At 54.9% G+C, this 20,522-nt stretch carries 20 protein-coding genes; 11 read left to right on the top strand and 9 right to left on the bottom strand.

The features are described from left to right. The 3 genes from galE to modE form a co-directional block, all read right to left on the bottom strand. Window positions 1-1,017, bottom strand: a complete 1,017-nt coding sequence (gene galE / locus L2097_RS11710; protein WP_085007710.1) for a UDP-glucose 4-epimerase GalE — start codon at window positions 1,015-1,017, stop codon at window positions 1-3. Between the two features lie 220 nt (window positions 1,018-1,237). Next, window positions 1,238-2,701 (bottom strand): molybdate ABC transporter ATP-binding protein ModF, encoded by a 1,464-nt coding sequence (modF, locus tag L2097_RS11705; protein ID WP_250352875.1) that lies wholly within the window; start codon window positions 2,699-2,701, stop codon window positions 1,238-1,240. Window positions 2,702-2,767: 66 nt separating this feature from the next. Continuing rightward, the gene (gene modE / locus L2097_RS11700) at window positions 2,768-3,556 is read right to left on the bottom strand and encodes a molybdenum-dependent transcriptional regulator (protein ID WP_047371214.1); all 789 of its coding nucleotides are present in this window, start codon (window positions 3,554-3,556) and stop codon (window positions 2,768-2,770) included. Window positions 3,557-3,697: 141 nt separating this feature from the next. On the opposite strand from modE, the gene L2097_RS11695 reads away from it, so the two are divergent. From L2097_RS11695 to modC, 5 genes are all read left to right on the top strand, one after another. Continuing rightward, window positions 3,698-4,294 (top strand): hypothetical protein, encoded by a 597-nt coding sequence (locus tag L2097_RS11695; protein WP_250352874.1) that lies wholly within the window; start codon window positions 3,698-3,700, stop codon window positions 4,292-4,294. Between the two features lie 85 nt (window positions 4,295-4,379). Continuing rightward, entirely contained in the window at window positions 4,380-4,529 is a 150-nt protein-coding gene (locus L2097_RS11690; RefSeq protein WP_047371212.1) for an AcrZ family multidrug efflux pump-associated protein, read from the top strand. Between the two features lie 168 nt (window positions 4,530-4,697). Then, the gene (gene modA / locus L2097_RS11685; RefSeq protein WP_250352873.1) at window positions 4,698-5,471 is read left to right on the top strand and encodes a molybdate ABC transporter substrate-binding protein; all 774 of its coding nucleotides are present in this window, start codon (window positions 4,698-4,700) and stop codon (window positions 5,469-5,471) included. Beyond that, entirely contained in the window at window positions 5,471-6,160 is a 690-nt protein-coding gene (modB, locus tag L2097_RS11680; protein ID WP_047371210.1) for a molybdate ABC transporter permease subunit, read from the top strand. The genes modA and modB overlap by 1 nt, the downstream gene beginning before the upstream one ends. Before the next feature lie 3 nt (window positions 6,161-6,163). Continuing rightward, window positions 6,164-7,222, top strand: a complete 1,059-nt coding sequence (modC, locus tag L2097_RS11675) for a molybdenum ABC transporter ATP-binding protein ModC (RefSeq protein ID WP_085007713.1) — start codon at window positions 6,164-6,166, stop codon at window positions 7,220-7,222. Here the strand turns inward: modC and L2097_RS11670 are convergent, their stop codons facing one another. After that, window positions 7,223-8,041 (bottom strand): pyridoxal phosphatase, encoded by an 819-nt coding sequence (locus tag L2097_RS11670; protein ID WP_047371208.1) that lies wholly within the window; start codon window positions 8,039-8,041, stop codon window positions 7,223-7,225. It lies immediately after the preceding gene. Between the two features lie 149 nt (window positions 8,042-8,190). Between L2097_RS11670 and pgl the strand changes: the two genes are divergently transcribed. Continuing rightward, window positions 8,191-9,186 (top strand): 6-phosphogluconolactonase, encoded by a 996-nt coding sequence (pgl, locus tag L2097_RS11665; RefSeq protein WP_047371207.1) that lies wholly within the window; start codon window positions 8,191-8,193, stop codon window positions 9,184-9,186. A 53-nt stretch (window positions 9,187-9,239) separates the two neighbouring features. Here the strand turns inward: pgl and L2097_RS11660 are convergent, their stop codons facing one another. The 4 genes from L2097_RS11660 to bioA all read right to left on the bottom strand — a co-directional run bounded on the left by L2097_RS11660 (window position 9,240) and on the right by bioA (window position 13,182). Next, entirely contained in the window at window positions 9,240-10,523 is a 1,284-nt protein-coding gene (locus L2097_RS11660) for a putative acyl-CoA thioester hydrolase (RefSeq protein WP_047371206.1), read from the bottom strand. Between the two features lie 113 nt (window positions 10,524-10,636). After that, entirely contained in the window at window positions 10,637-11,113 is a 477-nt protein-coding gene (locus tag L2097_RS11655; protein WP_047371205.1) for a kinase inhibitor, read from the bottom strand. An 11-nt stretch (window positions 11,114-11,124) separates the two neighbouring features. Next, window positions 11,125-11,805: a type 1 glutamine amidotransferase domain-containing protein gene (locus L2097_RS11650; protein WP_047371204.1), complete on the bottom strand. Its 681-nt coding sequence runs from the start codon at window positions 11,803-11,805 to the stop codon at window positions 11,125-11,127. A 69-nt stretch (window positions 11,806-11,874) separates the two neighbouring features. Continuing rightward, a complete protein-coding gene (bioA, locus tag L2097_RS11645; protein ID WP_502799299.1) occupies window positions 11,875-13,182 on the bottom strand; it encodes an adenosylmethionine--8-amino-7-oxononanoate transaminase in 1,308 nt (435 codons plus the stop codon). Between the two features lie 68 nt (window positions 13,183-13,250). Here bioA and bioB point away from each other — a divergent pair, with 68 nt between their 5' ends. From bioB to bioD, 4 genes are read left to right on the top strand one after another with little or no spacing between them, the layout of a single operon-like run. Beyond that, complete coding sequence (bioB, locus tag L2097_RS11640) at window positions 13,251-14,291, top strand: biotin synthase BioB (RefSeq protein WP_250352871.1); 1,041 nt, start codon at window positions 13,251-13,253, stop codon at window positions 14,289-14,291. Then, the gene (gene bioF / locus L2097_RS11635) at window positions 14,288-15,442 is read left to right on the top strand and encodes an 8-amino-7-oxononanoate synthase (protein ID WP_250352870.1); all 1,155 of its coding nucleotides are present in this window, start codon (window positions 14,288-14,290) and stop codon (window positions 15,440-15,442) included. Before bioB ends, bioF begins: the two co-directional genes overlap by 4 nt. Further along, the gene (bioC, locus tag L2097_RS11630; protein WP_250352869.1) at window positions 15,429-16,181 is read left to right on the top strand and encodes a malonyl-ACP O-methyltransferase BioC; all 753 of its coding nucleotides are present in this window, start codon (window positions 15,429-15,431) and stop codon (window positions 16,179-16,181) included. Before bioF ends, bioC begins: the two co-directional genes overlap by 14 nt. Continuing rightward, window positions 16,174-16,896: a dethiobiotin synthase gene (gene bioD, locus L2097_RS11625; RefSeq protein ID WP_250352868.1), complete on the top strand. Its 723-nt coding sequence runs from the start codon at window positions 16,174-16,176 to the stop codon at window positions 16,894-16,896. Before bioC ends, bioD begins: the two co-directional genes overlap by 8 nt. On the opposite strand, the gene L2097_RS11620 is transcribed toward bioD, so the two are convergent. Next, entirely contained in the window at window positions 16,838-17,560 is a 723-nt protein-coding gene (locus L2097_RS11620; protein ID WP_047371198.1) for an ABC transporter ATP-binding protein, read from the bottom strand. The genes bioD and L2097_RS11620 overlap by 59 nt on opposite strands. A gap of 764 nt (window positions 17,561-18,324) precedes the next feature. Here L2097_RS11620 and uvrB point away from each other — a divergent pair. After that, window positions 18,325-20,346, top strand: a complete 2,022-nt coding sequence (gene uvrB / locus L2097_RS11615; RefSeq protein ID WP_047371196.1) for an excinuclease ABC subunit UvrB — start codon at window positions 18,325-18,327, stop codon at window positions 20,344-20,346. Window positions 20,347-20,522: the final 176 nt, after the last annotated feature.

Genomic DNA, 20,522 nt, shown 5'->3' with positions numbered 1-20,522 from the left:
TTAATCGGTGTAGCCCTGCGGGTGGCGGGACTGCCAGCGCCAGGTATCTTGTGCCATCTCATCAAGCGTACGGGTCACACGCCAGCCCAGCTCATTATCCGCTTTGCTTGCATCCGCCCAGTAGGCGGGCAGATCGCCATCACGGCGGGGAGCGAAGTGGTACGCTACCGGTTTACCGCAGGCTTTGCTGAATGCGTTAACCACATCCAGCACACTGCTGCCAACGCCTGCGCCGAGGTTATAAATGTGGACGCCTTGCTTGCCCGCCAGTTTTTCCATCGCCGCAACGTGCCCGTCGGCCAAATCCATCACATGGATGTAATCGCGCACGCCGGTGCCATCAGGCGTAGGGTAATCATTACCGAATACGGCCAGTGAATCGCGACGGCCCACGGCCACCTGGGCGATGTAAGGCATCAGGTTGTTCGGGATACCCTGCGGGTCTTCACCCATATCTCCTGACGGATGGGCGCCCACCGGGTTGAAATAACGCAGCAGGGCAATGCTCCAGTCCGGCTGGGCTTTTTGCAGATCGGTCAGGATCTGCTCAACCATCAGCTTACTTTTGCCGTACGGGCTTTGCGGGGTGCCGGTCGGGAAACTTTCGACATACGGGATTTGCGGCTGATCGCCATAGACCGTTGCGGAAGAGCTGAAAATGAGGTTTTTAACGTTAGCCGCGCGCATGGCATTCACCAGACGAAGGGTACCGTTGACGTTGTTATCGTAGTACTCCAGCGGTTTGGCGACGGATTCGCCAACGGCTTTCAGTCCTGCGAAGTGGATGACCGCTTCGATTGCATGATCGTGCAGGATTTCAGCCAGCAATGCTTCATCACGAATATCACCCTGGATAAACAGGGCGGATTTGCCCCCAAGGCGTTCAAGCACCGGCACGACACTGCGTTTACTGTTACACAGATTGTCGAGGATGATGACGTCGTGGCCATTTTGCAGCAGTTGTACACAGGTATGGCTTCCAATGTAACCGCTACCACCCGTAACCAGAACTTTCATATATCACTCCATCAGGCGTATGTTATGAATTAACTTTAGCATAACAGAGATGGCAAAACTGTGATATGTGATAAATTAGTGGAATCGTTTACACTGCAATGGGTCATGCATTAGCTGCCCACGTAACTGATTATAAAACAGATAAATAATGACGTAATGATGCATAAATTCTGAAAATGATATGAAACACAGGCAGGGCGGTGCCCCACCTGTGAAAAACTCAATCAAACGCGTAGCGCCAACTGTCGCCCTCCGGGACAAATTGTAAGCGATGCGTGATACACGTCGGGGCATCGCTGGCATGGTGGGAGACAAACAATAATTGCGTTTCGCCTTCGCCAATCAGTACGTCAACAAAGCGGCGAATGAGCTGACGGTTCAGCGGATCCAGTCCTTGCAGCGGCTCATCAAGGATCAGTAACGTCGGATGTTTGACCAGCGCACGGACAATCAGCGCCAGGCGTTGCTGTCCCCATGACAGACTATGGAAAGGCGCATCGGCGGTTTTGGGGTTAAACCCCGCGAGGTCCAGCCACTGTTGCGCCAGCTTGCGCTGTTTATCCGAAACGGCCTGATAAATACCAATAGAGTCAAAATAGCCGGAAAGAACCACATTGCGCACGGTCGTACTGACGCGATAGTCAAGATGCAGACTGCTGCTGACGTAACCAATGTGCTTCTTTATATCCCAGATGGTCTCGCCGCTGCCGCGACGACGACCAAAAAGGGTTAAATCGTTGCTGTAGCCTTGCGCATGATCGCCCGTTACCAGACTAAGCAGCGTCGATTTTCCTGCGCCGTTCGGCCCGCTAATTTGCCAGTGTTCGCCCGGTCGAACGGTCCAGTCGAGGTGGTTGATAATCGGACGAACGTTATAGGAGACCACGCCATCTCTGAGGACAATCAGCGGCTCTCCGGGGATTAGTTGTGCGCGTGCTGGCGGTGCATCCGGTTCCGGCAGCGCCATTCCCGCCAGATTTTCGCTGTGCGCCAGTTGCGCGATAAGCGCCTGCTGTAACAGTGCTGATTTTTCGCCGACTTCCGTTAGCGCGCAGTCAGCCAGTACGCCCGCATTCTGTACAAAATCCGGAATTTCATCAAAGCGGTTCAGCACCAGCACCAGGGTGTAACCCTCCGCATTAAGCTCGGCGAGGAGGGCGGCGAGATTCTGCCGTGAAGTAACATCCAGGCCGTCAAAAGGCTCGTCAAGGATCAATAAATCGGGTTGTGTCATCAGCGCCTGGCAGAGAAGCGTTTTGCGCGTCTCTCCCGTCGAGAGGTATTTAAAACGGCGCGAGAGCAGCGAAGTGATACCAAAACGTTCGGCCAGTTGCTGGCAGCGCGCGGCATCGTTAACCTCATCCTGGATGATTTCAGCGGTGGTGCGCCCGGTGTCATCTTCACCGGGGCTTAGCATGTCGGTGTTATTGCGTTGCCACTCTTCACTGACCAGTTTTTGCAGTTGCTCGAATGACAGGCGGGTAATGCGCGAGAAGCTACTCTGGCGATCCCCTTTAAGGCGCGTCAACTCACCGGCCAGCGCTTTGGCCAGCGCCGATTTTCCGCTCCCGTTTGCGCCGACGAAAGCCCAGCTTTCACCCGACTGCAGCGTTAAATGATGAATCGACAGTGTCCGGGTGTCGCTCAGACGAAACGTACCTTGCGAAATTTGCAATGATGACATTATGTATCCCATTTTTTGCAGCGATACAAACAGGGATACGTGTTGGCAGGCAACTTGTCAATCTACTTAGCACAACGTGGCGAGAATGATCTTGTCAGCATTAAAATATGCGGTGACCTCAGCCTCTTCCTTTAGATCTTGCGCTTGTCGGGCGGGCACTGTCGCACATAACTGCTGGCCATCGGGAAGCGTCAGCAGCACTTCGCACTGTAATTCGCCACGCTCAATATGGCTGATCCGCCCCCGGAGCTGGTTATCGGCCTGTTGCGCAGTGGCGTGGTCGGTTGTGATGTCTACCCAGGGCGCTTTTAGTAGCACCAGCACCTCTTTGCCCTGGGTCAAATCCAGGCGTTGCACGCTTTGCGCAGTAATAGCGACGTTGAGAGATGTCGTACCATCCGCAAGAAGCACATTGACATGCTGCTGTACCTGCTGGTGGTCAAGGGCGGTAATGGTGCCAAACCATTGGTTACGGGCGCTGGTTTGCAGCGAAAAACGGGAAATGGCTGCCAGCAGGCTATCCAACGGCATAGCATCGTCGTCGCTCAGTACATCAAACGCTTTTTGCTGAATCTGGCCGAGTAAATCATAGAGTTGAATAAGACGCTGGCCGTAGCGGGTAACGACTGCACCACCGCCGCCTTTTCCCCCTGTCGCACGTTCCACCAGCGTCTGTTCACTGAGCTGATTCATCTCATTGATGGCGTCCCAGGCACTTTTATAGCTGATGTTTGCATTCTTCGCCCCCTGGCTTATTGAACCCGTCTGTTCTATCTGTTTGAGTAAATGAATACGGCGCGGGTCTGCGAACAGCCGTTCCTGGAGTTTGAGGGTAAGAAGAATTTCAGCCTGCATAGCGTAGTATCCTGATGCAAAAAGAATATTGTGAAGGAAAATCGACCTGTAGCCTAGTCTTCCCCCGCGAGCGTTGTTTTTCTAAAGATACTGTCACAATTGTCGATAGGGGAAAGAGACAATGCGCTGAAGGAACAGAATATGGCAGTTAAAAAACGCCCGGCCTTGCAAGGTGAGCTGGACGGGGCCTGTGGTTTTTACGCAATGGCGAACGGGATACATTTACTGGAACCTGAACTGGCGCTTCCGGAAATCTTCCCTGTCATTTTGCAGCAATATGTTTTTGATGGCGATCCGATGGGATTCGTGAACGGTATTGGCCGCGGTTCGCTTAAAAATACGCTGAGCCGGACGATGGCTCTGTTAAATACTGAGTACGAATTTTACGATCCGAAAACCCGCCAACAGTGGCAGTTCGCCTTTAGCATGCCCTACTGGCATAACGATAAACGCCGCGATCGTCGGGATATTCTCGATACGTTAAGCCTGGCGAATTATAAAGCGGGAAGGGTCGTTATTCAGGCTTACGATTATAATGATGGTGAGCAGGAATATAGCCACTGGACGGTCATTTCGAAAGTAACAGACGAAGGACTGGTCACCTGGGACTCAAGCAAAGAAGTGAAGTGCATTCCGTTTGATAAAATACGTGTCGATAGCAGGCAACATTCACATATTGCCCGCCCCTGGAATATTCGCAGCGCGGATATGTTTGTACTGAGCCGTCAGTCCCTGTAAAAGGTTACCGGCGATGGCACAAAAGGCGAGTGTTTTTCTGCCGGATGCGGTTAGAATGCCCCCTTAACACTAAATGGAGTTGACCATGTTTGAGTTATTGAAAAGCTTAGTTTTTGCCGTAATCATGGTCCCTGTGGTGATGGCTATCATCCTGGGGTTGATCTATGGCCTGGGTGAGGTATTCAACGTTTTTTCCACTGTTGGTCATCGCGACCGCCCCGCGCAACGCCGCTGAATTTAAAAAAACGCCCGCAATAGCGGGCGTTTTGCTATTCAAGATTGGCATAAGCTTGCCGATATCTCATAAGCCTCAGTAATTCTTGATGAGTATGATCTCCTCTGCCAAATCTCTGGTAGTATCGCTATATTTCGAAATATATAACGACACTCACAGGAGTTACAGATGGCACGTACATGGTTACGCCTTTTTGCCGGGGCGACTTTATCTCTCTCCGTTGCCGGACATGCGCTGGCTGATGAAGGGAAAATTACCGTTTTTGCGGCAGCATCGCTGACGAATGCAATGCAGGACATTGCCGCTGCGTATAAGAAAGAGAAAAACGTCGAGGTGGTTTCGTCGTTTGCCTCTTCTTCCACGCTGGCACGTCAAATCGAAGCAGGCGCGCCTGCGGATCTGTTCATTTCTGCAGACCAGAAATGGATGGATTATGCAGTTGATAAAAAGAGTATCGATACGGGGACGCGTGTAACGCTGCTGGGAAATAGCCTGGTTGTTGTGGCGCCGAAAAGCAGTACCCAGGGCGATATCACCGTTGATGCGACCACTGACTGGGCAAGCCTGCTGAAAGGCGGCCGCCTGGCGGTTGGCGATCCGGAGCACGTTCCGGCAGGTATCTATGCGAAAGAGGCGCTGCAAAAACTGGGGGCGTGGGATAAATTGTCCCCGAGCCTGGCGCCAGCAGAAGATGTACGTGGTGCTCTGGCACTGGTGGAACGAGGCGAAGCCCCGCTGGGTATCGTCTACGGTTCAGACGCCGTGGCCAGTAAGGGCGTGAAAGTGGTCGGGACTTTCCCGGAAAACTCTCACCAGAAAGTGGAATATGCGATGGCGATTACCGAAGGTCATAAAAACGCAACGGTTAGCGCGTTCTATGACTATCTGAAAACCCCGGAAGCTTCCGCCGTGTTTAAACGTTACGGATTTACGACACACTAATGATATTAACGGATCCTGAATGGCAGGCAGTGATACTTAGCCTGAAAGTTTCATCCCTCGCAGTTGTCATTAGCTTGCCCTTTGGGATTTTCTTTGCCTGGTTACTGGTGCGCTGTACCTTTCCAGGCAAAGCCTTGCTTGACAGCCTCCTTCATCTTCCCCTGGTTCTCCCCCCGGTTGTCGTGGGGTATTTATTACTTATTGCCATGGGAAGACGTGGATTTATCGGCCAGTGGCTCTATGACTGGTTCGGTATTACCTTCGCTTTTAGCTGGCGAGGCGCGGTTCTCGCGGCAGCGGTGATGTCATTTCCGCTGATGGTTCGTGCCATTCGTCTGGCGCTGGAAGGCGTTGACACTAAACTCGAACAGGCTGCCCGTACCTTAGGGGCTGGACGCTGGCGGGTATTTATGACGATTACGCTGCCCCTGACCCTGCCGGGGATTATTGTCGGTACCGTGCTGGCCTTTGCCCGTTCACTGGGTGAGTTTGGCGCGACCATCACCTTTGTCTCAAACATTCCTGGCGAAACGCGCACCATTCCTTCGGCGATGTACACCCTCATTCAGACACCCGGCGGTGAGATGGCGGCGGCGCGCTTGTGTGTGATCTCCATTATTCTGGCGCTCGTTTCGCTGCTCATTTCTGAATGGCTGGCACGTATTAGCCGTGAACGGACCGGGAGATAACCTGTGCTGGAACTGAATTTTAGTCAGACGCTGGGCACGCACCGTCTGCAGGTTGCCGAAAGCCTGCCAGCCAGCGGTATTACAGCGATATTTGGCGTATCGGGGGCAGGGAAAACCTCCCTTATCAATGCGATTAGCGGCTTAACGCGCCCGGATCAGGGCCGCATCGTGCTCAATGAGCGCGTATTGTATGACGCTGAGAAAAAAATCTGCCTGCCGCCGGAAAAGCGCCGGGTCGGTTATGTCTTCCAGGATGCGCGCCTGTTCCCGCACTACAACGTGCTGGGCAACTTGCGCTATGGCATGGCGAAATCCATGGCCGGTCAGTTTGACAAGCTGGTGACGCTACTGGGTATCGAACCGCTTTTAGACCGCCTCCCTGGCGGGCTATCGGGTGGGGAAAAGCAGCGCGTGGCGATTGGCCGCGCCCTGTTAACGGCGCCGGAATTGTTGCTGCTGGATGAGCCGCTGGCATCGCTGGATATCCCGCGTAAACGTGAACTGTTGCCCTATCTGCAACGTATGGCGCGTGAGATCAATATTCCCGTGCTCTATGTCAGCCACTCGCTGGATGAGATTCTGCACCTTGCCGATAAAGTGATGGTGCTGGAGGCGGGGACGGTGAAAGCGTTTGGTAACCTTGAAGATGTCTGGGGAAGCAGCGTGATGAACCCGTGGTTGCCGCAGGAGCAGCAAAGCAGCATTCTGAAAGTGAGCGTGCTGGAGCATCATCCGCATTATGCCATGACGGCGCTGGCGCTTGGCGACCAGCATATTTGGGTGAATAAACTGGATAAGCCGCTTCAGACTGCTGTGCGTATCCGTATACAGGCAACCGACGTGTCGCTGGTGCTGCAACCTTCCAGCAATACCAGCATTCGTAACACCCTGCGGGCGAAAGTGGTGCAAAACTACGATCTCGACGGGCAGGTGGAAGTACAACTGGATGTAGGCGGAAGGACGCTGTGGGCACGAATCAGCCCGTGGGCCAGGGATGAGCTGAACATCAAACCTGGCCTGTGGCTCTATGCGCAGATTAAGAGCGTATCGATAACCGCCTGATTAGAGCAGATGGCTATAGATAAAGCTGGCGATGCTGTCGGTAGTGTTGTCGCCAATCACAACGTTGGCGCGGGCTTTGACCGCGTCATCGGCATTTCCCATCGCGACCCCAAGGCCCGCCGCTTCCAGCATGCTGATGTCGTTGTAGTTGTCTCCGAATGCCACCACGTCTTTCATCGACAAGCCCTGTGAGTTGACCCACTCGGCCAGGCGCTTGCCTTTACTGTTGCCCGTCCGCGCGATATCAACCTGATCATGCCATGACCACTCGCACTCCAGTCCCAGCGTCTGCTCGACAGTGTGGGCAAATTGCTTGAGTTTACCGGTGTCTTCGTCGGTCAGGGCAAATTTCCAGATGGCGTCGACTTCACTGGCGGCAGCGCGCAGCGAGTCCACTTGGGTGAAGACCGGGCGCTGCTCCGGGGGCAGCGTTTGTGCCCAGTTATTGGTGCGGATGACATGCCCCGTTGGCTTTTCATAGAGCATGGCATTATCGACATACATCAGACCGTGAACGTCGTGGGATTCGAGCATCTCTATCAATTTAACGGCTTGCGAAACCGGCAAAGGATCGGCGGTTAACACTTTTTTTGCCTGATAATCATACAAATAAGTGCCGTTACAGCAAATTGCAGGTGTATCAAGCGCCAGTGCCTGATAAAAAGGATGGATGGCAACGTGATGCCGCCCGGTCACAATAATTAACTGATAGCCGGCTGCTTTTGCCCGGGCAAGCGCCTCGAGAGAAGAGGGGAGCAGCGTTTTTTTGGGGGTCAGTAAAGTACCGTCTAAATCCAGTGCTAATACACGCGAGGTCATGTCGTTTTCCGTGGTCAATGTTGAATTTGGCTTTTTCGGGATGGTACACCGAGTCGCGCCATGGGCAAAATTTGCGCGTGAAATTCAGCATTAACCACGAAAAAAGGCTATCCTGGTAAATTAACGCAGTATCAAGGAAAGGAGTATTCATGAAACAAACCGTTTATACCGCCAGCCCGGAAAGTCAGCAAATTCATGTCTGGCGTTTGAATCCCGAAGGCACCCTGACGCTTGTGCAGGTGGTGGATGTTCCCGGCCAGGTTCAGCCGATGGTCATAAGCCCGGATAAACGTTACCTCTACGTGGGTGTACGCCCGGAATTCCGCGTTATTGCTTATCGTATTGCGCCAGACGACGGCGCGCTGACTTACACCGCAGAAGCGTCTCTGCCAGGCAGCCCGACGCACATCTCCACCGATCACAGTGGCCGTTTCCTGTTTAGCGGCTCCTATAACGCCGGTTGTGTCAGCGTGACCCGCCTCGACGACGGCGTGCCGACCGAGACCCTGGACGTAGTCGAAGGGCTGGAAGGTTGTCATTCCGCCAATATTTCACCTGACAACCGCACCCTGTGGGTTCCGGCGCTGAAACAAGATCGTATTTGCTTGTTTACGCTGTCCGAAGACGGCCACCTGCAACCGCAAGACCCGGCGGAAGTGACCACCGTTGAAGGCGCAGGCCCACGCCATATCGCCTTCCATCCGAACAAACGCTTTGCCTACTGTGTGAATGAACTGAACAGCTCTGTCGATGTATGGCAATTGAGCGACGCGCACGGCAAGATTGAATGTGTGCAGACGCTGGATATGATGCCAGCTGACTTTTCCGATACCCGCTGGGCGGCGGATATCCATATTACGCCGGATGGCCGTCACCTGTATGCCTGCGACCGTACCGCCAGCCTGATCACCGTGTTCAGCGTGTCCGAAGACGGCAGCGTACTGGCTATCGAGGGTTTCCAGCCGACAGAAACACAGCCACGTGGCTTCAATGTTGATCACAGCGGTAAATTCCTGATTGCGGCAGGGCAGAAATCCCACCATATCGCGTTGTACGAAATTACCGGCGAACAGGGGCTGCTGACTGAGAAATCCCGTTATGCGGTAGGCCAGGGGCCAATGTGGGTTGTCGTTAACGCCTTCTGATTTTCAGAGATAAAAAAACCTCGCCGTGGCGAGGTTTTTTCGTTTCAGACTGCTTACTTTTTCGGTTCAGCAACAACCTGGCTGCCTGTGCCACGGTTGTTGAATTCCCACATGCGGTTGAAGCGCGCGTCGTTCAACTGACGCTGGATATTACCTTTATCATCCACCGCACCCGTATTACCGGCAAACGCACGACCTGACGCCGCAGCGGCAGCCCACGGCTTCGCCACGTTGAAACCTTCATTGATTACGCTATCGCGAATCACAACCTGGCCGTTGGTATTGGCATCCACGTCCAGAGAGCGGCCCAGCTGCGCTACGCCATTACCGGTAGCGGTGAAGCGGCTGTTGGTCGCCAGGAAGCCGAAATTAACGCTGGACAGGGTTGCCGGCGCGAACACATAGCCTTCTTGTTGGGTACGGGAGTTCACAACACGGAAATCGGTGTTATCAAACACAACCGCACCACGGCCTGCAACGATATCCACATCCCCTTCTACATAGCTGTTGGTCACCAGCGTACGGGTCTGGCGATCGTTACGCAGGGTGTTATCGACACCGCTGTTGGTCACGAAGAAGGTATTCTGGCGGCCCAGAATATTGACGTTATTCAACTGGACTTTGTCGCCATCGCTACGGAACGCAACCGCCTGGTGGTTACCGGCGTCAACGCTGTCACCAAGGCTGTTCTGGATGGTCAGGTTCTGCAGTTGCAGCCCATTGTTCTGTGACCAGAAAACAGCGGAACACATCACGCCAACGGTAGCGTTGCGATTGCTCTGGCATTTATCAAACATGTACCAGGCAGGTTTACCCGGCATGTATTTGCCTGATGGATTGACCAGTTTACGCCAGGTCGTGCTGTCCATCTCAGAGTCGATAGCCAGACCGATTTTCACGTCCAGCGGTTTTTCGCCGGTACCGTAAATGGTCACGCTGCCGGATGCCGCCGGAACATAGACCGTGCCTTCGTAATCACCCGGCATCACGGCAATGAACTGACGATCGCTGGAGTGTTTGTTGATGGCCGCGTCAACCGCTGCCTGAATCGTGTTGTGCGTTACGCCAGGCGTACCCGCCGGGCCAACCACGAAGTTTGCCTGTGCCGGCAGACGGATAGCATAAGGCTTCCATGCGGCCGCGTTTGGCGTCAGATCGGCAAAATAGTTAGCGGCAACGAAGTTTTTTGCTTCGCCTTCGGTCAGGATCGGACGAGAAGCCGTGCCCGGCGCAGTTTGTTGAGAAGGCAGTTGATCCGGCGGCGTTGAGCTACAGGCGGTCAGTGTCACGCCAAAAGCCAGTGCCAGCGTCAGACGAGAAACCGAGAATGTGTTCAAGGGGTACTCCAGCTGTGCAAGTTTAAATGATTTCGTCAGAAGCCTGCTTTTTTATACTAAGTTGAGCGAAACGGGAAGCCGATTGTGCAAATCGGCTTCAAATGAATGGATTTTTAGCTAAAAAGGGCGGTAATCGAGGCGCTGGCGATAGCGTGGAAATGCACATTAAAGCCCACCATTGCGCCACTGGCGTCGGCATCCACATCAATAGCCGGCACATCCAGGGCATAAACGGTGAAAATATAGCGGTGGGTTTCCCCTTTCGGCGGCGCCGCGCCACCATAGCCGGCTTTACCAAAATCGGTACGCGTCTGGATAGCGCCATCGGGCAGCGCGCTTATTCCGGAACCTGCTCCTTGCTGCAATACGCGAGTCCCGGCGGGCACGTTGGCGACGACCCAGTGCCACCAGCCCGAACCCGTTGGGGCATCCGGGTCGTAGCAGGTTATGACAAAGCTTTTGGTTGCGGCCGGAACCTCATCCCAGGCCAGATGCGGCGAAATATTGTCGCCGTCGTAGCCCATGCCGTTGAAGACATGACGGTGGGGCAATTTACCCCCGTCCTGTAAATCATGACTGATAAGCTTCATTTCTCCCCCTGTCAGCGATGCAATAACTTGACAATTTCCTGTGCGGCGGCGGCCGACGATGCCGGGTTTTGCCCGGTCACCAGGTGACCATCGGTTATCGCATACACGCCCCAGTCATCACCGCGCTCGTACAAGCCACCGGCCTGCTTTAACGCATCCTCAACGAGAAATGGCACAACCTGTGTCAGGCCGACGGCTTCTTCTTCGCTATTGCTAAAACCTGTCACGCGTTTGCCCTCTACCAGTGGACTGCCATCTGGCTTATGGGCATGGCGCAGCACGCCCGGCGCGTGACAGACGGTTCCTACCGGCTTGCCTTCGGCCCAGTATTTTTCGATAAGCGCGATAGAGACAGGGTGTTCCGCCAGGTCCCACAGCGGGCCGTGACCGCCGGGATAAAACACGGCGTCATAATCCCCGGCGGCGATATCACTCAGTTTTTGCGTGTTCGCCAGGGCGAACTGCGCGGCGTTGTCTTTGCGAAAGCGCTCGGTGTCCTGGGTTTGGGCATCAGGCGCATCACTTTTCGGATCCAGCGGCGGTTGCCCACCTGCGGGGGTTGCGAGGACGACTTCCAGTCCTGCATCGCGAAAAATGTAATAAGGTGCGGCAAATTCTTCCAGCCAAAAACCGGTCTTTTGCCCGGTGTCGCCGAGGGTGTCATGCGAGGTCAGTATCATTAAAATCGCCATTGTTCCTCCTGATTCCGGGATGAGTTAACCCTCCAGAGTGTAGCATCCCGTCATCAGGTGGGCGTTAAATCAGACAATGAACATCTCGTCCATGGCAACGGCGGCATTCACTGCCTGGGTTAAGCGCGTCAGTTGTTTAGCGCTAATGGTATAAGGCGGCATCAGGTAAATGAGGCGGCCAAACGGGCGGATCCATACGCCTTGTCCGACAAAGAAACGTTGCAGCGCCGCCATATTCACTGGCTGTTTGGTCTCCACCACGCCGATTGCGCCCAATATGCGAACGTCAGCGACGTTGCCACTCTTGCTTGTAACAGAAAGCTCTTCGCGTAACTGGCGTTCAATCGCAGCCACCTGGGATTGCCATTCGCCGCTTTCCAGCAGCGCCAGACTGGCAGTTGCGACCGCACAGGCCAACGGATTGCCCATAAACGTCGGACCATGCATAAAGCAGCCCGCTTCGCCGTTGCTGATCGTTTCGGCCACATGTCGCGTCGTGAGCGTGGCGGAAAGCGTCATCGTGCCGCCGGTTAATGCCTTGCCAAGACAGAGAATATCCGGGGCGATACCGGCGTGTTCGCAGGCAAACAGCTTGCCGGTGCGACCAAAGCCGGTAGCGATCTCATCGGCAATCAGCAATATCCCTTCCCGGTCACACATTTTACGGATCCGCTTAAGCCACTCAGGGTGGTACATGCGCATTCCCCCAGCGCCCTGGACGATGGGCTCAATGATCACCGCGGCGATCTCATGGCGATGTGCGGCCATCAGGCGGGCAAAACCCACCATATCGCGCTCGTCCCAAACGCCGTCGAAACGGCTTTGCGGCGCCGGAGCGAAGAGGTTTTGCGGCAGGTAGCCCTGCCACAGGCTATGCATGGAATTATCCGGATCGCATACGGACATCGCACCAAAGGTGTCGCCGTGATAGCCGTTACGGAAAGTGAGAAACCGCTGCCTGGGTTCGCCTTTCGCCTGCCAGTATTGCAGGGCCATTTTCATCGCCACTTCCACGGCCACCGAGCCAGAGTCAGCGAGGAAAACACACTCCAGATTCTCCGGGGTCATCGCCACCAGTTTACGGCACAGGGTTATGGCGGGTGGGTGAGTGATGCCGCCAAACATCACATGCGACATGACGTCAATTTGTGCTTTCATCGCCGCGTTTAGCGTTGGGTGATTGTAGCCGTGAATGGCAGCCCACCAGGAAGACATCCCATCCACCAGTCGCTCGCCGCTGGCAAGCGTCAGTTCGCATCCTTGTGCGGATTGCACCGGATAAACCGGCAGAGGAGAGGTCATGGAAGTGTACGGGTGCCAGATATGGCGCTGGTCAAAGGCAAGATCGTCCGTTGTCATAATCGACTTGTAAACCAAATTAAAAAGATTTAGGTTTACAAGTATAACCCGAATCGAGATTCAACAACACCCTTTGGAGAAGCCCAATGGCTCACCAGACACGCTGGACAATGTCGCAAGTCGCCGCCCTGTTTGAAAAACCTCTGCTGGAACTGCTGTTTGAAGCGCAGCAGGTTCATCGCCAGCATTTTGATCCCCGCCAGGTGCAGGTCAGTACGCTACTGTCGATCAAGACCGGGGCCTGCCCGGAAGACTGCAAATACTGTCCGCAAAGCGCCCGCTACAAAACCGGGCTCGATGCGGAAAGATTGATGGAAGTGGAGCAGGTACTGGAGTCTGCCCGTAAGGCGAAAAACGCCGGTTCAACGCGCTTTTGTATGGGCGCTGCCTGGAAGAACCCGAACGATCGCGATATGCCCTATCTGGAACAGATGGTTGAAGGGGTCAAGGCGATGGGACTGGAAGCCTGTATGACGCTCGGTACGCTCACGGACAATCAGGCGCAGCGTCTGGCGCAAGCCGGGCTGGATTACTACAACCACAACCTGGATACCTCGCCGGAGTTTTACGGCAATATCATCACTACCCGTACCTATCAGGAGCGCCTGGATACGCTCGATAAAGTGCGTGATGCGGGAATCAAGGTCTGTTCTGGCGGGATTGTAGGGCTGGGCGAAACGGTGACCGATCGCGCCGGGTTACTGCTGCAACTGGCTAACTTACCCACACCACCAGAAAGCGTGCCCATCAACATGCTGGTGAAAGTCAAAGGCACGCCGTTGGCGGAGAATGAGGATGTCGATGCCTTTGATTTTATTCGTACTATTGCTGTTGCGCGTATCATGATGCCCACCTCGCACGTGCGTCTGTCCGCAGGGCGCGAGCAGATGAACGAACAGACTCAGGCCATGTGCTTTATGGCCGGCGCAAACTCTATCTTCTACGGCTGCAAACTGTTGACCACGCCGAACCCGGAAGAGGACAAAGACCTGCAACTGTTCCGCAAGCTGGGGTTGAATCCGCAGCAGACCGAAGTGCTTAACGGCGACAAGGCGCAGCAGGAGCAACTGGAACAGCAGCTCATGAATGCGGACACCGCGCAGTATTACAATGCGGCTGTGGTATGAGCTGGCAACAGCGTATTGATGAGGCGTTAGCCACCCGCAGGCAGGTCGATGCCTTGCGTACACGCCAGTGCATGGATCAGGGCGCCGGGCGCTGGCTGATTCGTGACGGGCAACGTTATCGCAACTTCTCCAGTAACGATTATCTGGGCTTAAGCCAGCATCCGGCGCTGATTCTCGCCTGGCAACAAGCGGCGGAAAAATACGGGGTTGGCAGCGGCGGCTCTGGCCACGTGAGCGGTTACACCCTTGCACACCAGCAGCTCGAAGCCGGGCTTGCCGACTGGCTGGGGTATCCGCGCGCGTTACTGTTTATCTCGGGATTTGCCGCTAATCAGGCGGTGATTGCCGCGCTCGGTAATAAAGACGATCGCATCGTTGCCGACAGGCTAAGCCACGCCTCGTTGCTGGAGGCGGCAAACTTAAGCCCGGCGGCGTTGCGCCGCTTTGCCCATAACGATGCCACGCATCTCGCGACGCTACTGGCAAAACCCATCGGCGGCGAACAACTGGTCGTCACCGAAGGGGTGTTCAGTATGGACGGCGACAGCGCACCGCTGGCGGATATCGCCCGGGTGACCCGACAGGCAAACGGCTGGCTGATGGTCGACGATGCGCATGGCATCGGGGTATGCGGCGACGAGGGGCGCGGTAGCTGTGATGTCCACCAGATCACGCCAGATATCCTGATTGTCACCTTCGGCAAAGGGATCGGTGTGAGTGGCGCGGCGGTACTGTGCAGCGCGTCGCTGGCCGATTATCTGACACAGTTCGCCCGCCATCTGATTTACAGCACCAGTATGCCGCCCGCACAGGCCGCAGCCATCAGTGCTTCGCTTGCGGTTATTCGTTCCGAAGAGGGTGCGCAACGGCGGCATAAACTGAACGCGCTGATTGCACAATTTCGCGCGGGTGCGAAGGCGCAAAACCTGGCGGTGACCGCGTCTGACAGCGCCATTCAGCCGCTGATCGTCGGCGAAAACAGCCGCACGCTGGAGCTGGCCACGCAGTTACGGGCGCACGGCTGTTGGGTGACCGCGATTCGCCCGCCAACCGTCCCGCCAGGCACGGCCCGGTTGCGCTTAACGCTCACTGCCGCCCACGAGCCGGAAGATATTGAGCAGTTACTGGAGATATTGCATGACGCGCGTTGATAAACAAGCCATCGCCGATACTTTCGGTCGCGCCGCTCGCAGCTACGACCAGCACAACGGATTACAGCAGCAGAGCGCAGAATTACTGCTTTCCCGTCTCCATTCAGCCCCTGTTGCTCAGGTACTGGATGCCGGATGCGGCCCAGGATTGCTGAGCCGCTACTGGCGAGAGCAGGGGGCGCGGGTAACGGCACTGGATATCTCCCTGCCCATGCTGGAGGAGGCCCGGCGCAGGCAGGCGGCCGAACGGTACGTGCAGGCGGATATCGAAGCCATGCCTTTTACTGACGCTGAATTTTGTCTTGCCTGGAGTAACCTGGCGGTGCAGTGGTGTGATGATGTGCGCCGGGCGCTGGCGGAGTTATACCGCGTGGTGCGCCCCGGCGGACACATTGCCTTTACCACCCTGGTGAGCGGTTCGCTGCCTGAACTGAATCAGGCGTGGCGGGCGATTGATGACCAGCCGCATGCCAATCGCTTTCTGCCCGCGGCGCAAATCCACGACGCTTTATCAGGCTGGCGCTATCAGGCGGGCATTGAGCCGGTCACTCTCTCTTTTGCCGGCGCGCTTGAGGCCATGCGATCGCTAAAAGGGACGGGAGCTACTCATCTGCATGCCGGGCGCAGGCACGGGCTGACGCGCGGAGGGCTGCAACGCTTACAGCTGGCCTGGCCGCAACAGCAGGGGACATTCCCGCTGACCTATCAACTTTTCTGGGGAGTCATCACACGTGACTGAACGCTATTTTGTCACCGGCACGGATACCGAGGTCGGGAAAACCGTGGCGAGCTGCGCGCTCTTGCAGGCGGCAAATCTTCTGGGACGGCGAAGCGCGGGTTACAAACCGGTGGCTTCGGGCAGCGAAATGACCGCGCAGGGGCTGCGCAACAGTGACGCGCTGGCTTTGCAGCGTAACAGCAGCGTCATGCTCGATTATGCTCAGATAAACCCATGGACCTTTGCGGAGCCGACATCACCACACATTGTCAGCGCGGAGTCCGACATGCCCATTACGCTCGAAGGACTGTCTGACGGACTGCGGACGCTGGAAACGCAGGCCGACTGGATACTAACAGAAGGGGCCGGGGGGTGGTTTACGCCGCTTTCAGAGACATGGACTTTTGCCGACTGGGTGGTGGCAGAACAATTGCCGGTGATTCTGGTGGTGGGCGTTAAGCTTGGGTGTATTAACCATGCGATGTTGACCGCACAGGCGATAGAGCAGGCGGGGTTGCGCTTTGCCGGCTGGATTGCCAATGATGTTCAGCCGCCGGGCAAACGTCATGCCGAGTATCTTGCGACGCTACGGCGCGTGTTGAAAGCACCTTTGATCGGGGAAATCCCCTGGCTTGCCCACGCGCCGTTCGCTACACAAAACGGTCATTATCTCGATCTCAACGTGCTGAATCAGGCGACATCCAGTGCGACAGAAGCTGGTCATCCAGTTGTCTGACATCCCCTTCGGCAACGTTGCGACCACGATGTAACAGACAGAAACGGTCGGCAACCCGGCGGATAAACGACAGATGCTGTTCGGCCAGCAGGATAGTCATACCGAAATCCTGGTTGAGCCGGACAAGTAAATTGCCGAGTTTATGGATAAACGCCTGTCCAAGCCCGCGTGTGGGTTCGTCCAGAATCAGCAGCCGCGGGCGATTGACGAGGGCGCGTGCCATCGCCAACTGATGCTGATTATCCTCAGACAGCCCTGCTCCTTTCACCTGACGTAGCCCGTACAGTTCGGGAAACAGGTCATAGACCTCACGATTGACGGTACTGCGGGGCTCTCCACAGGCAAGCATAGCGATATGCAGATTCTCCTCGACGGTCATTTGTGAAAATATTCGTCTGTCCTGGGGAACATAGCCTATCCCCATTGCACTGCGATGTTCCGCCTGCAAGTTCAGTAAATCCCTGGGGGGACCTCCTGCCTCTTGCCAGACCATGCTACCGCTCTCCACGGGCAAATAACCGGTAATACAATTTATTAACGTTGTTTTGCCCATCCCTGGGAGGCCGATAACAGAGGTGCATACGCCGGGGGAAAGATCGAGATCGACATTCCATAGCGTATGTTGATTGCCGTAATACTGATTGACTGCACGTAAGCTCAACACGGTTCGCTCCTTATCTCTGATCGGATGACAGAGAAGTTGTTATTCAGTTCAGTGCAAAAGGCTTGCCAGAACATGAAAACAGGCTTTTTTTCGGAACCCACTGATGAATGAGAGAGTTAAAGCGGGTATTGCGCCTCGCAGGCGAAAATATATGCTCTTTGACAGTGCCGGGGCTGGCAGGAAATGGTGCATTCGATCGGCAAAATGTGAGCACGATCGCATGATAATTCGCCGTTTCGTTAGCAGATATTCTGCAAAAATAAGCGAGAAAAAATTTTTACTGGCCTCAAAGAGGCTCAGGGGACGTTTCAGGCGACAGGCGAAGCATATGGGCTGGAAGCAGTTATCCACTATTCCTGTGGATAACCTTGTGCATTAGAGTTAGAAAAAGTGCGAGAAGCGAGTAAACACGCGGCTTGCGCCTGAATTGCTGCGAAAGGCGTCTTTTGAAATATTTCTTTATTTTTTAATTAGTTAAATAAAAGCAATCCTTGTAAGAAATCTGTCACCCACTGCCATAAAACTTTCATTACCAGGCTTGACAAGTGTTAAAAAAGGAAATGTTCTGGGGATAACCCGCTTTTGCTGGTGTTTTGTACCGTCAGGCGTGATTTTCCAGGTGTGCTGCTCGTGCTCTGCCTGTGAGTAGAAGATATTCCTGATTGCGCCACTGTTTTTACATCCAGTATTATTTATTGGCAAATCTCGCTGTGGTGAGTAAAATTACTTTCCTGCCCGCTCATTCCTTCATCAGGTAGCCGTCCATGAGTAAACCATTCAAACTGAATTCCGCTTTTCGTCCCTCTGGCGATCAGCCAGAAGCTATTCGTCGCCTGGAAGAGGGGCTCGAAGACGGTCTGGCTCATCAGACTTTGCTGGGCGTGACCGGTTCAGGGAAAACGTTCACCGTGGCGAATGTCATTGCCGATTTACAGCGCCCGACGATGGTGCTGGCACCGAACAAAACCCTTGCGGCGCAGCTCTATGGCGAAATGAAAGAGTTCTTCCCCGATAACGCCGTGGAATATTTCGTCTCCTATTATGACTACTATCAGCCGGAAGCCTATGTGCCGAGTTCGGACACATTTATCGAAAAAGACGCCTCGGTGAACGAGCACATCGAGCAGATGCGTTTGTCGGCTACCAAAGCGCTGCTTGAACGTCGTGATGTGATCGTGGTGGCATCGGTCTCCGCAATTTACGGTCTGGGCGATCCGGATCTGTATCTGAAGATGATGTTGCACCTGACCAAAGGAATGATCATCGATCAGCGCTCCATACTGCGTCGTCTGGCTGAGTTGCAGTACACCCGCAATGACCAGGCGTTTCAGCGCGGCACCTTTCGTGTGCGCGGCGAGGTGATCGATATCTTCCCGGCGGAATCGGACGATATTGCCCTGCGCGTTGAGCTGTTTGATGAGGAAGTGGAGCGGCTGTCGCTGTTTGACCCGCTGACCGGGCACGTCGAGTCCACCATCCAGCGCTTTACCGTTTACCCCAAAACCCACTACGTCACCCCACGTGAGCGCATCGTTCAGGCGATGGAAGAGATCAAGGTCGAACTGGTCGAGCGTCGCAAGGTGCTGCTGGAGAACAATAAACTGCTGGAAGAACAGCGGTTGACCCAGCGTACGCAGTTTGATCTGGAGATGATGAATGAGTTGGGGTATTGCTCCGGTATCGAAAACTACTCGCGTTACCTTTCCGGGCGCGGGCCGGGCGAGCCGCCGCCCACGCTATTTGATTACCTTCCGGCGGATGGCCTGCTGGTGATTGATGAATCCCACGTCACCATTCCGCAAATTGGCGGTATGTTCCGCGGCGACCGTGCGCGTAAAGAGACGCTGGTGGAGTACGGCTTCCGTCTGCCGTCCGCGCTCGATAACCGTCCACTGAAATTCGAAGAATTCGAGGCGCTGGCACCGCAAACCATTTATGTGTCGGCGACGCCGGGCAACTATGAGCTGGAAAAATCCGGCGGCGAGGTCATTGACCAGGTTGTACGTCCGACCGGGTTGCTCGATCCGATTATCGAAGTGCGACCGGTAGCCACCCAGGTGGACGACCTGCTCTCCGAAATCCGCAAACGCGCCGCCATCAACGAGCGTGTGCTGGTCACCACACTGACCAAACGCATGGCGGAAGATTTGACTGAATACCTGGAAGAACACGGTGAGCGAGTGCGTTACCTGCACTCCGATATCGATACGGTTGAACGTATGGAGATTATCCGTGATTTACGTCTTGGCGAGTTCGATGTGCTGGTGGGCATCAACCTGTTGCGTGAAGGTCTGGATATGCCGGAAGTGTCGTTGGTGGCGATTCTGGATGCGGATAAAGAAGGGTTCCTGCGTTCTGAGCGTTCGCTGATTCAGACCATTGGTCGTGCGGCGCGTAACGTTAACGGGAAGGCGATTCTCTATGGCGACAAAATTACCCCGTCCATGGCGAAGGCGATGGGAGAAACCGAGCGTCGTCGCGAGAAACAGCAGCAGTACAACGAAGAACACGGCATCACCCCGCAGGGTTTGAACAAAAAAGTGGTGGATATTCTGAGCCTCGGCGAGAGTCTGGCGAAGACCAAAGGCAAAGGTCGCGGGAAATCGCGGACGCCGGCTCAGGTGGAAGCCGCCGAACTGGCGTTAACCCCGAAAGCGCTGCAGCAGAAAATTCACGAGCTGGAAGGACAGATGATGCAACATGCGCAGAATCTCGAATTCGAAGAGGCAGCGAAATGCCGCGATCAGCTGCATCAATTGCGGGAATTGTTTATTGCCGCCTCGTAACAAGAGGCCGGTCACGAAATTCACCTGCGCATCTTAATGTTTGCTTAATGAAAGCCGATTACTCTCCTGTGAAAAATCAGGAGAGTACCTATGCACAAAGAAAACCTGGCTCAGTATCTGGCCGTTGCCCTGTCTCTTGCCATCATCATCGGCTTTACCCATCTCTGGGTGCTCTC

This window comes from Citrobacter sp. MNAZ 1397 (genome assembly GCF_023613995.1).
In the GTDB taxonomy this organism is placed as follows: domain Bacteria; phylum Pseudomonadota; class Gammaproteobacteria; order Enterobacterales; family Enterobacteriaceae; genus Phytobacter; species Phytobacter ursingii.
This window is presented reverse-complemented; position numbering and strand designations above follow the sequence as displayed.

What these genes read in the sequence shown, in the direction of transcription:
- bioC (WP_250352869.1), top strand. Translation starts at nt 15,429, where the DNA reads ATGACGCGCGTTGATAAACAAGCCATCGCCGATACTTTCGGTCGCGCC.
- L2097_RS11650 (WP_047371204.1), bottom strand. Translation starts at nt 11,805, where the DNA reads ATGGCGATTTTAATGATACTGACCTCGCATGACACCCTCGGCGACACC.
- modE (WP_047371214.1), bottom strand. Translation starts at nt 3,556, where the DNA reads ATGCAGGCTGAAATTCTTCTTACCCTCAAACTCCAGGAACGGCTGTTC.
- bioB (WP_250352871.1), top strand. Translation starts at nt 13,251, where the DNA reads ATGGCTCACCAGACACGCTGGACAATGTCGCAAGTCGCCGCCCTGTTT.
- L2097_RS11690 (WP_047371212.1), top strand. Translation starts at nt 4,380, where the DNA reads ATGTTTGAGTTATTGAAAAGCTTAGTTTTTGCCGTAATCATGGTCCCT.
- bioF (WP_250352870.1), top strand. Translation starts at nt 14,288, where the DNA reads ATGAGCTGGCAACAGCGTATTGATGAGGCGTTAGCCACCCGCAGGCAG.
- uvrB (WP_047371196.1), top strand. Translation starts at nt 18,325, where the DNA reads ATGAGTAAACCATTCAAACTGAATTCCGCTTTTCGTCCCTCTGGCGAT.
- modA (WP_250352873.1), top strand. Translation starts at nt 4,698, where the DNA reads ATGGCACGTACATGGTTACGCCTTTTTGCCGGGGCGACTTTATCTCTC.
- L2097_RS11670 (WP_047371208.1), bottom strand. Translation starts at nt 8,041, where the DNA reads ATGACCTCGCGTGTATTAGCACTGGATTTAGACGGTACTTTACTGACC.
- L2097_RS11695 (WP_250352874.1), top strand. Translation starts at nt 3,698, where the DNA reads ATGGCAGTTAAAAAACGCCCGGCCTTGCAAGGTGAGCTGGACGGGGCC.
- pgl (WP_047371207.1), top strand. Translation starts at nt 8,191, where the DNA reads ATGAAACAAACCGTTTATACCGCCAGCCCGGAAAGTCAGCAAATTCAT.
- galE (WP_085007710.1), bottom strand. Translation starts at nt 1,017, where the DNA reads ATGAAAGTTCTGGTTACGGGTGGTAGCGGTTACATTGGAAGCCATACC.
- L2097_RS11655 (WP_047371205.1), bottom strand. Translation starts at nt 11,113, where the DNA reads ATGAAGCTTATCAGTCATGATTTACAGGACGGGGGTAAATTGCCCCAC.
- modF (WP_250352875.1), bottom strand. Translation starts at nt 2,701, where the DNA reads ATGTCATCATTGCAAATTTCGCAAGGTACGTTTCGTCTGAGCGACACC.
- modB (WP_047371210.1), top strand. Translation starts at nt 5,471, where the DNA reads ATGATATTAACGGATCCTGAATGGCAGGCAGTGATACTTAGCCTGAAA.